The sequence below is a fragment of the Janthinobacterium sp. 1_2014MBL_MicDiv genome, assembly GCF_001865675.1.
Taxonomy (GTDB): domain Bacteria; phylum Pseudomonadota; class Gammaproteobacteria; order Burkholderiales; family Burkholderiaceae_D; genus Janthinobacterium.
In genome coordinates this window covers 3,035,779-3,049,451 of sequence record NZ_CP011319.1, presented here as the reverse complement: position 1 = coordinate 3,049,451, position 13,673 = coordinate 3,035,779, and the positions used below count along the sequence as shown (strand labels likewise).

Annotated in this window: 10 protein-coding genes; 6 read left to right on the top strand and 4 right to left on the bottom strand. The window is 65.5% G+C overall.

The annotated features are described in order from the left end of the window. Positions 1 to 22: 22 nt before the first annotated feature. On the bottom strand, positions 23 to 2,092 hold the full coding sequence (locus tag YQ44_RS13305; RefSeq protein WP_156894822.1) for an Ig-like domain-containing protein: 2,070 nt from the start codon (positions 2,090 to 2,092) through the stop codon (positions 23 to 25). Positions 2,093 to 2,271: 179 nt separating this feature from the next. On the opposite strand from YQ44_RS13305, the gene YQ44_RS13300 reads away from it, so the two are divergent. From YQ44_RS13300 to YQ44_RS13280, 5 genes are all read left to right on the top strand, one after another. Continuing rightward, positions 2,272 to 3,522 (top strand): Hsp70 family protein, encoded by a 1,251-nt coding sequence (locus YQ44_RS13300; RefSeq protein ID WP_071323782.1) that lies wholly within the window; start codon positions 2,272 to 2,274, stop codon positions 3,520 to 3,522. Positions 3,523 to 3,616: 94 nt separating this feature from the next. Then, entirely contained in the window at positions 3,617 to 4,246 is a 630-nt protein-coding gene (locus YQ44_RS13295) for a 3'-5' exonuclease (RefSeq protein WP_198043931.1), read from the top strand. A 275-nt stretch (positions 4,247 to 4,521) separates the two neighbouring features. Then, the gene (locus YQ44_RS29695; protein ID WP_071326479.1) at positions 4,522 to 5,910 is read left to right on the top strand and encodes a tetratricopeptide repeat protein; all 1,389 of its coding nucleotides are present in this window, start codon (positions 4,522 to 4,524) and stop codon (positions 5,908 to 5,910) included. 95 nt (positions 5,911 to 6,005) lie between these two features. Beyond that, positions 6,006 to 6,482 (top strand): DUF4262 domain-containing protein, encoded by a 477-nt coding sequence (locus YQ44_RS13285; protein WP_071323781.1) that lies wholly within the window; start codon positions 6,006 to 6,008, stop codon positions 6,480 to 6,482. Then, a complete protein-coding gene (locus YQ44_RS13280; protein WP_071323780.1) occupies positions 6,482 to 6,931 on the top strand; it encodes a DUF6386 family protein in 450 nt (149 codons plus the stop codon). Before YQ44_RS13285 ends, YQ44_RS13280 begins: the two co-directional genes overlap by 1 nt. A 24-nt stretch (positions 6,932 to 6,955) precedes the next feature. Here YQ44_RS13280 and YQ44_RS13275 read toward each other — a convergent pair whose 3' ends face one another. Next, positions 6,956 to 8,743, bottom strand: coding sequence for a GGDEF domain-containing protein (locus tag YQ44_RS13275; protein WP_071323779.1), 1,788 nt, complete (start codon positions 8,741 to 8,743; stop codon positions 6,956 to 6,958). Between the two features lie 404 nt (positions 8,744 to 9,147). Between YQ44_RS13275 and YQ44_RS13270 the strand changes: the two genes are divergently transcribed. Continuing rightward, positions 9,148 to 11,346, top strand: a complete 2,199-nt coding sequence (locus tag YQ44_RS13270; protein WP_156894821.1) for a prolyl oligopeptidase family serine peptidase — start codon at positions 9,148 to 9,150, stop codon at positions 11,344 to 11,346. 56 nt (positions 11,347 to 11,402) lie between these two features. On the opposite strand, the gene YQ44_RS13265 is transcribed toward YQ44_RS13270, so the two are convergent. Both YQ44_RS13265 and YQ44_RS13260 read right to left on the bottom strand, forming a co-directional pair. After that, positions 11,403 to 12,296, bottom strand: a complete 894-nt coding sequence (locus YQ44_RS13265; protein ID WP_232251280.1) for an STM4011 family radical SAM protein — start codon at positions 12,294 to 12,296, stop codon at positions 11,403 to 11,405. After that, positions 12,290 to 13,669, bottom strand: coding sequence for an STM4012 family radical SAM protein (locus tag YQ44_RS13260; protein ID WP_232251279.1), 1,380 nt, complete (start codon positions 13,667 to 13,669; stop codon positions 12,290 to 12,292). Before YQ44_RS13260 ends, YQ44_RS13265 begins: the two co-directional genes overlap by 7 nt. Between the last annotated feature and the right edge of the window lie 4 nt (positions 13,670 to 13,673).

Here is a 13,673-nt window from a genome sequence, read left to right as displayed (position 1 = left end):
GGGATATGGCCGCCGCCAGCCCCTAATCGGCGCTGTCGCAGGCGCCGCTGCCATACGGGCTGGTCTGTCCTGGCGGCGCCACGCGGCGCTCGCTGAAATCCCTGGCCACGGTCGCCAGCGGCAATTCCGCCGTGGCGCTCGCTTCCGTGCCGCTGACCGTGCCCCTGACGGTAAGGGCTAGTTGCACCCAGGAACCGTAATTGCGCGGATAGCTGACGGTGACGGTGGCCATGCCCAGTGCATCGCTCAGGCCGCTGGCGCTGACGGTCAGCGGGATGCCCGGATCGAGCACGCCATTGCCATTGCTGTCGTAGGCGGCGTCATAGATGCCGTTGCGCAAGACATCCTCGTTGGCGCAGCTGTAATGGGGCAGGGCCAGGCGCCACACGCCCGTGTCGGGGAACTCGGGCTTGTCCGCCTGCCACACATAATAGCCCTTGGCATAGCGGCTGGGCCAGGCGGCTGCCGTGATGGCCACGCCGGAGACGGCATTGCCGGCGCTGTCGGAAACAAAGACGGCGAATTCCTTCTGCAGCACGCTGGCCGAGTGTTCGCGCACCAGGTTGCCCGTGCCCAGCTTGATCGACAGCGCCTGCCTGGCCACCGTCAGGCGCACGAGGCCTGTGGCCGCGGCCTGCGCGGCACCCTCGATGCGGGCCTGCAGCACTACGCCGTCGCGTCCGCTGTCGGCCGGGCCGGCCACATACACACTGCGCGCCAGGCCGTCGCTGCCGCTGAAGACCCGGCCCGTTTGCCGCAGGTAGCCGCCGCTGGGGTCGCTCAAGATGGTAAACACGACGGGCGCGTTCTTGACCAGGTTGTTCGCCGCGCCATCGCGCACGACGGCGCTGATGACGCTGACGTTGTCGGCGGGTGCGCCATTGCCGGGATTGGCCCGCAGGACGGCCGGCTCGGCCTGCACGGCGAGCTTGCTGGCGCCGCTCAGCGGCGCGACGAATTCGAGCCGCGTCTGCGCCGTCGGGCCGCCCGCCACGGCCGCCGTGACGGTGGCCACGCCCGCGTGCGCGGACTGGATATAGCTGCGCGGCAAGTTGCCATTGTTGAAGATCAGGCTGGCCGGCAGTGCCTGGCCGCAAACGCTGTCACTGAACAGGCTGCCGCGCGAGGTGGACAGGCTGGCGCTGCCGGACTGTGCCACGCCCGCCTTCTCATAGCGCGCATCGATGGGCTGGCAGGCCAATGTCGCCACTTCCGGCAGGACGTCGGCGCCGCCCGCATCCTGGCCCACGGCCGGGCTCAGGCGCAGGTCGCTGCCGGCCACGGCATACGCCTGCGTGGCGGCGGCGCCCAGCGCGCTGACGGAGACGGTATCCTTGCCCAGGCTGCCAGCGCTCAGCCGCAGCACCAGCTGGCCTTGCGCATTGCTGAGCGCCGCGCCGTCCCCCTTGACGCGCACGCTGTTGCCGGCGCCCGTGCTGTAAGCGATGGCGGCGCCGGCCACGGGCTTGCGCGCCGAGTCGCGCACGGTGACGGTCAGGTCGCTGCCCTGGCCCAGCATCAGGGATGCCGGTCCCTGCAGTTCGAGCGTGCTGCCGGTGACGGCCACCGTGCCGCTGCCCGTGCGCGGCCCGACTGTGGCCGTCACCGTGATGCTGCGGTTGGCATTCGCGCCGCCCGTGCCCAGCAGGGCGCGTGCCCGGCCATTCTTGTCCGTCACGGCATCGACGCTGCCAAGGATGCCGGAATCGGCGCTGAACGATATCTTTGCATTCGGCAAGGCCAGGTTGGCGCCATCCTTGACGAGGGCCGTGACGGCCACCTCGCCGCCGGCCAGGCCGGCCGAGGCCAGTTCCGTGCTGGAAAAGACGAGCGTGACGGCGCTGGCCAGGCTGGCCAGGCTGGCCGGTTCGGGCGGCGTGACGGGGGGCGTCACCGGCGGGGTGACGGGCGGCGTCACGGGCGGCACGATGGGCGGCGGCGGGCTGCCGCCGCAGCCGGCCGTGCTGTGCAGCGAGCAGCCGGCGCCGGCCTGGGTATCGCCGCCACCGCCGCCGCAGCCGGCCAGGACAATGAAGACGGCAGCCAGCAAGCCAGCTGGCAGGAGTGGATAGGACAGGCGGACGAGGGGCACGATGGGTCTCCGGGAGCTGGCCGAATTGCTCGGCGTCAATTTCCCAAGAGTAGCTTTTGCGCGCCGCGGGTATTTGATGCAGAGCAAGCTTGTTGTCTTGGCCGTGCCGGACGTATTTTTCTGGTGCAATGGCGCCCGTTCTGATAACATAACGCCCCTTTATTCAGGGAAGGGTCGACATGGCCAATGCTTGCGGCGTCGATTTCGGCACGTCAAATTCCACGGTAGGTTGGGCACGTCCAGGGCAGAGCACCATGCTCGGCCTGGAAGATGGCAAGACAACCTTGCCATCCGTCGTCTTCTTCAATGCGGAAGACGAGGAAGTCAGTTTTGGCCGCGCCGCGCTGGCCGGCTATCTGGCCGGCTACGAGGGCCGCCTGATGCGTTCGCTCAAGAGCTTGCTGGGCACCAGCCTCATCGACGGCCAGACGGAAGTGGGCGGCCGCGCGCTGCCGTTCCGCATGTTGCTGGCGCAATTCATCGGTGAAGTGAAGCGCCGCGCCGAACAGTCGGCCGGCCGCGAATTCTCGTCCGCCGTGTTCGGCCGTCCCGTCTTCTTTATCGACGACAATGCCCAGGCCGACCAGCTGGCGCAGGACACCCTGGCCGAAGTGGCCCGTTCCGTCGGCTTCAAGGATGTGGCCTTCCAGTTCGAGCCGATCGCCGCCGCCTTCGACTACGAGTCGCAGATCGCCAGGGAAGAGCTGGTGCTGATCGCCGACATCGGCGGCGGCACGTCCGACTTTTCGCTGGTGCGCCTGTCGCCCGACCGGGCGAAGAAGGCCGAGCGCCGTGACGACATCCTCGCCACCGGCGGCGTGCACATCGGCGGCACGGATTTCGATAAATACCTGAGCCTGTCGTCCGTCATGCCGCTGCTCGGCTATGGCAGCCGCCTGCACAACAATAGCGAAGTGCCATCGAGCTATTATTTCAACCTGGCCACCTGGCACACGATCAACCTCGCGTACACGAAGAAGATCTGGGTGCAGCTGGCCGACGTCTGCCGCGATGCGCGTGAGCAAGACAAGATGGGCCGCCTGCAAAAGCTGATCGACGAACGGGCCGGCCACTGGCTGGCCATGAAAGTGGAAGAAGGCAAGATTGCCCTGTCCGACGCGGCCGAAGTGCAGCTGGAGCTGGACCGTTTGTCGCCCGCGCAAAGCCTGTTGCTGAAACGTGCGCAGTTCGACGAAGCCATCGGCCACCTGTGCGGTTCCGTGGAAGAAACCGTGCTGCGCCTGCTGCGCGACGCGGGCGTGGCGCCGGAAGCCGTCGACACGGTGTTCTTCACGGGCGGCTCGAGCGGCGTGCGCCTGCTGCGCGAAAAGATCGCGGCCCTGGTGCCGGCGGCGCGCAAGGTCGAAGGCGACCTGTTCGGCAGCATCGGTGCGGGATTGGCGCTGGACGCCGTGCGCAAGTTCGGCTGATACAATGCCCATGGCGGCGTTGCCGCCCTTTGCCCTGGGCATTTTATCGATATCCTAGTCGTACCCCTTGGCCGTACCCACGAAAGAGCGCTCCATGAATGTGTTTGACAAACCGATCGTCATGATCGACTTCGAGACGACCGGTCTGTCGCCCGACATGGGCGACCGCATCACGGAAGTGGCGGCGCTGCGCATCGAGGGCGGGCAGATCACGGACCGCTACGTGACCCTGATCAACTGCAATGCGCGCATTCCCTCGTTCATCACGGGCTTGACGGGCATCACGCAGGCGATGGTGGACAAGGCGCCGCTCGTGGCCGACGTGGTGCCGCAATTGCTCGACTTCATCGGCAGCGACGCGCTGTCGGCGCACAATGCCAGCTTCGACGAAAAGTTTTTGCGCGCGGAAAGCGCCCGCCTGAACCTGGCGCCCGCGCACCAGTCGCTCGTGTGCTCGCTGAAACTGTCGCGCCGCGTGTTTCCCGGCATGTCCAGCTACAAGCTGGGGCTGCTGTCCAGCCAGCTGGGCATCGCTTTCAAGAGCGCGGCCCACAGGGCCGAGTCCGATGCGGAAGTGGCGGCGCAAGTGCTGATCCATATCGGCCGCCATTTGCGCAGCAACTACGGCATCGCCGATGTCGATGCGGACCTGCTCGTGTCGCTGAACAAGCTGGCGGCCGCGAAAGTGCCGCAATTCCTGCAGAAACACCCGTCGCGCCGCTGACGGCCGCGCGCCGCCCTGGCGCGCAGCCCAGACGGGCACGATCCTTCAACGAGACATTTTCGGCCAGCAAGACGCGGAAGACGCGTAGCGTCAATGCCATCGCGCTTGCCCAAAAGCGGACTCATCAAAACGATATAATTTTGTTATTTTCTTTGAGTTCGCTCAAGCCCTTCGCCCGCATCGAATTTAAAATTTAGGCAACACACACGATTTCGCCGCCCTGGGCCGCCGTTTTGCGCGCGCTGCCGGCAAGCGCAATGTGGATGGGGGCGCACATGGACAAGCACCATACTGCCAGAGACAGCCACCAGGCGTATATCTGGTTTCGCACGGCGGCCGAGCAGGGCAATGCCTATGCCCAGTTCAATCTGGGCTTGATGTACAAGAAGGGCGAAGGCGTCGTGCATGACGACGCGCGCGCGTTTGTCTGGCTGCGCCTGGCGGCGCTGCAGGGCCTGGCTTTCGCGCAGAATCACCTGGGCGCCCTGTATTACCACGGTCGTGGCGTGGCGCAGAGCGACGAAGAGGCCGTGCTGTGGTTCCGCCGCGCGGCGGCCCAGGGCGATGCATCGGCCCAGCAGAACCTGGGGCAGATGTACCGCAAGGGACGCGGCGTGCTGCAAAGCGACGAGCTGGCCCTGGCCTGGTTCTACCGCGCGTCCGAGCAGGGCGTGGCCAGCGCGCAATCGCTGCTGGGCGAAGCGTATGCGCAGGGGCTGGGCGCGAAAAAGAACGATGCGCTGGCCCTGGCCTGGTTCCGCAAGGCCGCCTTGCAGGGCGATGCCCAGGCACAGCTGAACCTGGGCCTCGTCTACAAGCGGGGCCAGGGCGTGGCGCAAAGCGATGCGCAGGCGCTGGCCTGGTTCCGCCAGGCGGCCGCGCAGGGCTTGGCCGTGGCGCAACGGCAACTCGGTGTGGCGTATGCGCAGGGCCTGGGCGTGGCGTCCGACCAGCTGCGCGCGTATGCGTGGCTGCAGCGCGCGGCCGAGCAGGACGATGCCGACGCCCAGTTCAACGTGGGCCTGATGCTGGCGCGCGGGCAGGGCGTGGACAAGGACGAGGCGCGCGCCGTCGGCTGGTACCGCCGAGCCGCCTTGCAAGGGCATTGCATGGCGCAATACAACCTGGGCGGCATGTATGCGGGCGGGCGCGGCATCGTCCGCGACTTGCGCCAGGCGCTCGACTGGTATGCGAGGGCGGCGGCCCAGGGCGCGTCGAACGCCCAGTTCAACCTGGGCGTGATGTATGCCAACGGCCACGGCGTGGCCCGCGACGAGGTCTGCGCCGTGCGCTGGTACCGCACGGCCGCCGAGCAGGGCGATGCCAGCGCGCAAAACAACCTGGGCGTCATGTACGCGAATGGCCACGGCGTGCCGCAGGACGATGGCCTGGCCGTGCACTGGTATGCGCGCGCGGCCGAGCAAGGCCATGCACTGGCGCAGTACAACCTGGGCGGCATGTATAACAGCGGCCGCGGCGTCGGCAAGGACCCCGTGCGCGCCTACATGTGGCTGGAGCTGGCGGCCGAAGGCGGCGATGGCGCGGCCGGCAGCGCCCGCGAAGCCAGCGCCGGCAAGCTGGCGCCCGAAGCCTTGCAGGCGGCGCAGGAATTGACGCGGCAATGGCGCCAGGCGCACGTCTTGCCGGCGCCACCGCACGCCTGATGCGGCGCTGCCGCAGCCATGCGATAATTGCCGCTTAGCATGCCCGTTGCATGGCGCGGACATGGATCGTGGAACAGTAGAGTGAAGGGTGGACGATGGTCAGGCAGGCAGGCGAAGATGCATCAGAGCAAAAAGTCATCGATGACATTGCCACACATGGCTGGCATTGCGTGCATATCAGCGGCGATGAAGAGGGCCCCGGCTACAGTTTCACGATCGGCGTCTACCATAGCTTCGGCTTGCCCGACTTCCTGATCATGGGCTTGCCGCAGGCGACGGCCCATCAGATACTCGACGTGGCGCTCGATGCCGCGCGCAGCGGCGCCATCACGGATTTCACCTGCACCACGGACGCCTTGCTGAAAGGCCATCCCTGCGCGTTCGTGCGCGTGCCCGAGGCGCAATACCGCGACTACGTCGGCTATGCGCGCTGGTATTACCAGGGCAATGATTTTACCTTGCAGCAAATCGTCTGGCCGTCGCGCGACGGCCACTTCCCGTGGGATGCCGAGGCCGGCGAGGCGTATGTCGCCAGCCAACCGCTGCTGGGCCCCGCGCCGCGGCTGGCCTGATGCCAGCGGTGGCAGGCCGCACGTTCACGCTGTCGACCGACACGGCCACCGTGTGCGTGTTCGATCCGGCAGGCGTGCGCCACAAGCTGGCCGATGACTGCGACTGGTGGAGCATACCGGGCGCGGAACTGGCGGCCGTGAATGCGGGACAGGTGGCGTTCTTCAATCTGGGCAGCGATGGCGCGTACGAGATCGAGTTGCTCGCCGAACTGCTCGCGCCGCATGCCAGCGTGCATCTGGCCGTCGTTTCGGGCCGCGTCTTCATCGGCGCCGGCGAGGATGTGACGGGCGGCGGCCTGGAGCCGGACACGGCGTACGGCGGCCTGTTCGTGGAGCTACCCGTGGGCAACTACCGCGTGCAGGCGCGGCGCGCTGGCGATCGCATCGCGCTGGCTTTTCTGCCCGATGCCTGCGGTACGAATGCGTTCAGCGAACTGCTGCGTATCTAGCGGCCTGCTTACTGCCAGTGCTCGCTACGCATCCATGCGCGCCACGCCCGCGCCCTGGCGCCGGTCCAGGAACAGGCTGTTGCCGTGGATCTTCTTTGCCTGCTTCTTCGCTTCCGCCGCCTGCGTGGCAATTTGATGGTGCGTGTAGTACTGGTGCGCTTCCACCTTGATCACGCCCAGCGACAGGCTGATCAAGGAGTAAAACACTTTCTTGCCTTGCCGGTCTTCGCTGATGTAGCCGCCCCGTTCGCAGTCGCCCGTGCTGTAGTAGGCGAGGATGGCCGCCGCGAAATCGTTCAGCATGGCCTGGCAGCGCGTTTCCCAGTCTTCGCTCTGGAACAGGATCATGAAATCGTCGCCGCCGATATGGCCGATGAAGTCGCGGTTCGGGTCGCAATGGCCGCTGAGGATTTCTCCCGTCAGCTGGATCACGTCGTCGCCCTTGCGGTAGCCGTACACATCGTTGAAGGGCTTGAAATGGTCGAGGTCGCAATAGCAGACCCAGAAGCGGCTGCCGCTGTGCAGCAGGCGGTCGATGTGCTCGTTGATGGGCACGTTGCCGGGCAATTGCGTGAGGGGATTGGCGTAGCGCGCCGCGTTGATCTGCATCTGCGTGATTTCGCGCATCAGGTCGTGTCCCGTGCCCATGCCCAGATAGCGGCCGTGCTCGGTGATGATGAAACCGTTGAACAGGTGATGGGCATCCGATTGCACCATGGTGTAGCTGAGTTCCTGCAAGCTTGTCTCGTGGTCGGCGATCAGGGGCGTGGCATCCATGAACAGGCTGCATGATTTCTTGCCGTACAGTTCGCGCTGGTAGGGGCGGGCGAAGTGGTCGATCATCTCGAAGCGGCTGATCAGGCCCAGCGGCACGCCCGCGTCGACGACGGGGATGATCATCAGCTTCGGATCCTTCAGGAAAATATCATACACCTCGTTATTGTTTTTCTCGGGCGAGACGGCCGCCACGCGGTGCAGCAGCTTGCGGATGCTCGCGCCATTCTTCTCCAGGTTGCTGCGCTGCGGATACACGGCCACGCCATGGCGCCCCAGCGCCTGCACCACTTCGGCTGGCAGCGCGCGCGCCGGCACCATATTCGGACGGCCCAGGTGGTAGCCCTGGCCGAACGCCACGCCGAGGTCGCGCAAGACCAGCAGTTCCGTCTGCGCCTCGATGCCTTCGGCGATCACCAGGGTGCCCGATTTTTCCGCGATTTCCTGGATCGAGCGCACGAACTGCAGTTTCACGGGATCGTGATTGATGCCCTGGATGAAGTGCATGTCGATCTTCACGTATTCGGGCCGCAGTTCCGACCACAGGCGCAGGCTGGAAAAGCCTTCGCCGAGGTCGTCGATGGCGATCTGGAAACCCATATTGCGGTAATGCAGCACCGCTTCGCGCATCAGTTCGTAGTCGTAGGTGGGCTGGTTTTCCGTCAGCTCGATGATGACCCGGTCCGGATTGATGCCGATGTGCTCGATGTATTCCAGCGTTTCGCCATGGCGCGCATTGCGCAACAACAGACATTCGGGGCTGACATTGAGGAACAGCTTGCCGGGCAGCTGCAGTTCGGCAAAGCGCTCGAGCACGACCTGGCGGCACAGGTGCTCGACTTCCAGCGTCAGGTCATTCGCGCGCGCCACCTTGAACAGGTTCATCGGCGCATGCAGGGGGCTGTCGGACGGGCCCCGTATCAAGCCTTCATAACCGATGATGTCGCCACTTTGCATGTGGATGATGGGCTGGAACAGGGCGCTGAGCTTGCGGCCGGCGAGGATCTCGTGCAAGGCGTCCGTCCCTTCGATGTTCATGGCTGTGGATGGCGGCTTCAGGTAGGCCACGTTCGACGGCGGGACGGCGGGCGCGCAGGTGGCGGCGGGGAGGGCGAGAGTGTGCATAGGCTTACGTGGCGGCACGGCCGCTGGACGGGCCATGAACATGTTGCCGATGGTAAAGAAGATTTATGACCGCTTGATGAAACGACTTTGTTTTTGATAATGTTGCTTGCATGAACGTCCGTTTGTCGATTTCGGTGAAAGCGAGATAAATCATGGCCGTTGCCGGGAATTTCCCAAACAAAAGTCGGTAAAGCGCCCGGATAACTGTGCATTAAAAGTGGCAATCCGCGCTATGATTTCTCTTGGCGAAAGTCAACATGGGCAGCCGTGCTTGAGCGGCCTGCTTTCCTCGACATCCAACAATGAGACAAAAACCCATGCAATTACGTAGTGCAACCCTCATATTCAGCTTGATGGCCGCCTTCGGTGGCAATGCCCTGGCGCAAAGCGCCGCCACGCCATCGTGCCCGGCAGGCGACGGCGCTGCCGTGACGTATCCGGTCAGCAAGAAGGTCGACCAGCAGGACAGCTATTTCGGCACCACCATCGCCGATCCTTACCGCTGGCTGGAAGACGCCAACAGTGCCGAGACGGGCGAGTGGGTCGCGGCGCAAAACAAGCTGACGCAAGCGTACCTGGGCACCATCCCCGAGCGCGAAGCGATCAAGCAGCGCCTGACCAAGCTGTGGAACTATGAGCGTTTCTCTACGCCGACCAAGCAGGGCGGCCGTTATTTCTACAGCCGCAACGATGGCTTGCAGAACCAGGCCGTGCTGTACACGGTGAAGAAACTGACGGACGAGCCGCGCCTGCTGCTCGACCCGAATACCCTGTCCACCGATGGCACGGTGGCGCTGGCCGGCACCTCGATCAGCCCGAACGGCAAATACCTGGCCTACGCGACGGCCGCTTCCGGTTCCGACTGGAACGAGTGGAAAGTGCGCGATATCGAGACGGGCAAGGATTTGACGGACCACATCAAGTGGGCCAAGTTCTCCGGTGCTTCGTGGAGCAAGGACAATACCGGCTTCTTCTACAGCCGCTATGACGCGCCGAACGAGGCGACCAAGCTGGCCGACATCAATTACTTCCAGAAATTGTATTTCCACAAGATCGGCACGCCGCAAAGCGATGACGTGCTGGTCTTCGACCGTCCCGACCAGAAGGAATGGGCGTTTGGCGGCAGCACCGTCAGCGACGACGGCAATTACCTGATCATCACGGCCACGCAGGGCACGGAACGCAAGAACCGCATCTTCTACAAGGACTTGCGCCAGAAGAACGCCAAGGTCGTGGGCTTGCTGGAAGCGTTCGATGCCTCGTACTCGTTCATCGACAACGACGGCCCCGTGTTCTTCTTCAAGACGGACAACAAGGCGCCGAAATCGCGCGTGATCGCCATCGACACGCGCAAGCCCGCGCCTGCGGACTGGAAGGAAATCGTGCCGCAAAGCGAGGAAACCCTCGTGGCCGTCAACCTGATCAACAACCAGCTGGTGCTCGACTACCTGAAAGATGCGCAAACGCAAATCAAGATCGTCGACCTGAATGGCAAGCTGGTGCGCGAAGTGGCCTTGCCGGGCATCGGTTCGGCGGGCGGCTTTGCCGGCAAGCGTGGTGACACGGAAACGTTCTACTCGTTTACCAGCTTCACGACGCCAGCGACCATTTACCGCTACGACATGAAATCGGGCAAGAGCACGGTGTACCGCCAGCCGAAGGTCGATTTCGACCCGAACGCCTTTGAAACGCGCCAGCAATTCTTCACCAGCCGCGACGGTACCAAGGTGCCGATGTTCATCGTCTCGAAAAAAGGCATGAAGCTGGATGGCACGAACCCGACCTACCTGTACGGTTATGGCGGCTTCAATATTTCGCTGACGCCGAGCTTCTCCGTGGCCAATCTGGCCTGGGTGGAAATGGGCGGCGTCTACGTGATGGCCAACCTGCGCGGCGGCGGCGAATACGGCGAAGCCTGGCACCAGGCCGGTACCAAGCTGAACAAGCAAAACGTGTTCGACGACTTTATCGGCGCGGCCGAATGGCTGGTGGCCAACAAGGTCACGTCGCCATCGAAACTGTCGATCGGCGGCGGCAGCAATGGCGGCCTGCTGGTGGGCGCGGCCATGACGCAGCGTCCCGACCTGTTCGCGGCAGCGATTCCGCAGGTGGGCGTGCTCGACATGTTGCGCTTCCACAAGTTCACCGTGGGCTGGGGCTGGGTGCCTGACTATGGTTCGTCGGACGACGCCGAGCAGTTCAAGGCGCTGGTGAAATACTCGCCGCTGCACAACCTGAAGGCGGGCGGCTGCTATCCGGCCACCATGATCACGACGGCCGACCACGACGACCGCGTCGTGCCGGCGCACAGCTTCAAGTTCGCCGCCGCCGCCCAGGCGGCGCAAGGCGGCGCGTCGCCCGTGCTGATCCGTATCGACAGCAAGGCGGGTCATGGCGCCGGCAAGCCGACGGCCAAGCAGATCGAGGAAGTGGCCGACCGCTGGGGCTTCCTCAGCCGTTCGCTGAAGATGACGCCAGCCGTGAATACGGAACCGGCCAAGGTGGCGGCGCAGTAATCAGCGCATCGTTGTCTGGCTGATCAAAAGCGCGGGTGCTGTTGGCCCGCGCTTTTTTACGCCTGTGGCAAAGGCGCGATGCGCGCCAGTACACCTTTGCCAAACGTGGACTGGAACGGCAAGTCCTTGCGCTGCGCGTAGCCGATATAGCAGTCGCACTTGAAGCGCGGGCACGGTTTTTCGCGCAGGATGTCCGCCAGTTCGTCGGTATATAAATTCCCCAGCCGCTCGGGCACGAAGTGGCAGCGCGCCAGTTCGCCGTCGCCGTCGACGGACAGCGACGCTTCGCCCGCCAGGCAGGGCTTGCCGCGCGACGGGGCCGGGCGGCGGTTTTGCGCGAACCATGGATCGATGGCGTCGAGCCAGGCCAGGTCTTCCGCGCTGTAGTAGCCGGGGCCACGGCGGTCATACGCGTTCAGCCACAGGTAGACGCGGGCCGGCAGGGCCGCGCGCAGGGCGCGGATGGCGTCCAGGTGCGCCTGCATGGCCACCACGCCGACGGAATAGCGCACGCCCATGGCGTCGAGGCGCGCGCAGCGTTCGAGGAAGCGCGCCACGGTGGTCTGGTCCGGGTGGTAGGTGCACCACAGGCCGACCTTGTCCCGTCCATCCATGCCGTCCAGCCAGTTCAATGGGCCGGACAGATTCGTCTGCAGCGCCACTTGGCGCACGTGGGGCAAAGCGGCCAGTGTCTGCATGGCCGCGCGGTAGTGGCGCCGGACCAGCGCTTCGCCCCACGGCGTGAACAGGATGCCGATGGGGCGCGCCTGGCGCGCCACCCAGTCGACAAACCGCGCCACTTCGCGCGCGTCGCGGGCCAGTGCGGCGCGGCTGTCGCGCTTCTTGGCGAACGGACAGTAGCCGCAGGCGTAATTGCAGCTGGCCAGCGTGCCCCGGTACAGCAGGGACAGCGTTCCCGCCTGCGCGAAACCGGGCGGCGCTGTCAGCACGCCTGGCCGCTTTCCGCCATCAGCGCGCGCACCGTATCGGACGCCAGCCACGGGCCGATGGTGTCGGCATACGCGTAGCCGCGGTCGTTCAGGCGCAGCAGCGCGCCGTCGTACTCCACCAGGGCCAGCGCATGCAGCTCGGCCAGCTGCGGCAAGTCGTCCTCGCACGCCGTGCCGAAGCGGGCCGTGTAGGCGTCGCGGTCCAGGCCCGGCTCCGTCAGCAGCGACTGGATCACGTAACGGCGCCGCTGTTCCGCCGCGTCGAGCACATAGCCGTGTTCCGCCTGGGCGAAGCGCGCCTCGTCGAGCGCCAGGTATTGCTCGATGATGCCGATGGTTTCCGTGCGCGCCACCGCGTATTCGCTCGAATAATGCAGGTTGGCGGTGTACGAGCGGGCGCCCGCGCCCAGTCCCACCATGCCGTCGTTCTGGCAGCAGTACGAGGGACCGTCCTGTTCCGGCGCATGCGGCGCGCGGAACATGCGCATCGAGACTTGTACGTAGCCGCGCGCGCGCAGATGGTCGCGCGCGGCCGCGTACAGGGCCAGGCGGCTGTCGCCGTCGCGCGCCAGCATGATGGGGTTGAGCGTGGCGGCGCCCTGGCGGCGCGCCACTTTCCCGAGCCCCGTCTGCTCGCGCACGTACAGCGGGTACAGGTACAGCTCCTCGGGCGCGAAGGCCAGCGCGCTGTCGATCGAGGCCAGCAGGCTGGCGATGGTCTGGCCCGCGATGCCGTAGATCAGGTCCAGGTTCAGCGTGGGAAAGCCCGCTGCGCGTATCAGGCCGATGGCGTGTTGCACGGTGGCGTTCTGCTGCGGACGGGCCAGCGCGCGCATTTCGCCGGCGGCAAAGCTCTGGATGCCAAGGCTGACCCGGTCGATGCCATGCGCGCGGCACACGGCAAGCCGTTCGGCCGTGATGGTTTCCGGCGACGCTTCGATGCCGGCCGGCGTGCGTTGCAAATCGATGCCGAGGATGTCGCGCGCGCCGCACAGCAGGGTGTCGAGCTGCGCCGGCGACAGATAGGTGGGCGTGCCGCCGCCCAGCGCGAAACGGGCAAAGCGGCGTTCGCCCAGCGCGCCGGCCAGGGCGCGCATCTGCACCAGCACCTGCTGCACGTAGCGCTCGACCATGTCGGCGCCGGGTCGCGCCATGGCGAACAGGTTGCAGAAGCCGCAGCGCATCTCGCAAAACGGGATGTGGATGTAGGCAAAGAGGGCGGAGCGGTCCTGCCGCGCCCACAGCGGCGCCAGTGGCGCCGCTTGCGGCAAGCCACGGTAGGCCGCCTTGTGCGGATAGGAATACGAATACGCCTGATAGGGCGTGTGGCGCATGCGCTGCGCCAGGGTGTCCGTTGCTACGTATGGGTTCACGGTG

Coding starts and splice junctions, on each gene's coding strand:
- YQ44_RS13295 (WP_198043931.1), top strand. CDS start 3,617: ATGAATGTGTTTGACAAACCGATCGTCATGATCGACTTCGAGACGACC.
- YQ44_RS13300 (WP_071323782.1), top strand. CDS start 2,272: ATGGCCAATGCTTGCGGCGTCGATTTCGGCACGTCAAATTCCACGGTA.
- YQ44_RS29695 (WP_071326479.1), top strand. CDS start 4,522: ATGGACAAGCACCATACTGCCAGAGACAGCCACCAGGCGTATATCTGG.
- YQ44_RS13275 (WP_071323779.1), bottom strand. CDS start 8,743: ATGAACATCGAAGGGACGGACGCCTTGCACGAGATCCTCGCCGGCCGC.
- YQ44_RS13270 (WP_156894821.1), top strand. CDS start 9,148: ATGCAATTACGTAGTGCAACCCTCATATTCAGCTTGATGGCCGCCTTC.
- YQ44_RS13285 (WP_071323781.1), top strand. CDS start 6,006: ATGGTCAGGCAGGCAGGCGAAGATGCATCAGAGCAAAAAGTCATCGAT.
- YQ44_RS13280 (WP_071323780.1), top strand. CDS start 6,482: ATGCCAGCGGTGGCAGGCCGCACGTTCACGCTGTCGACCGACACGGCC.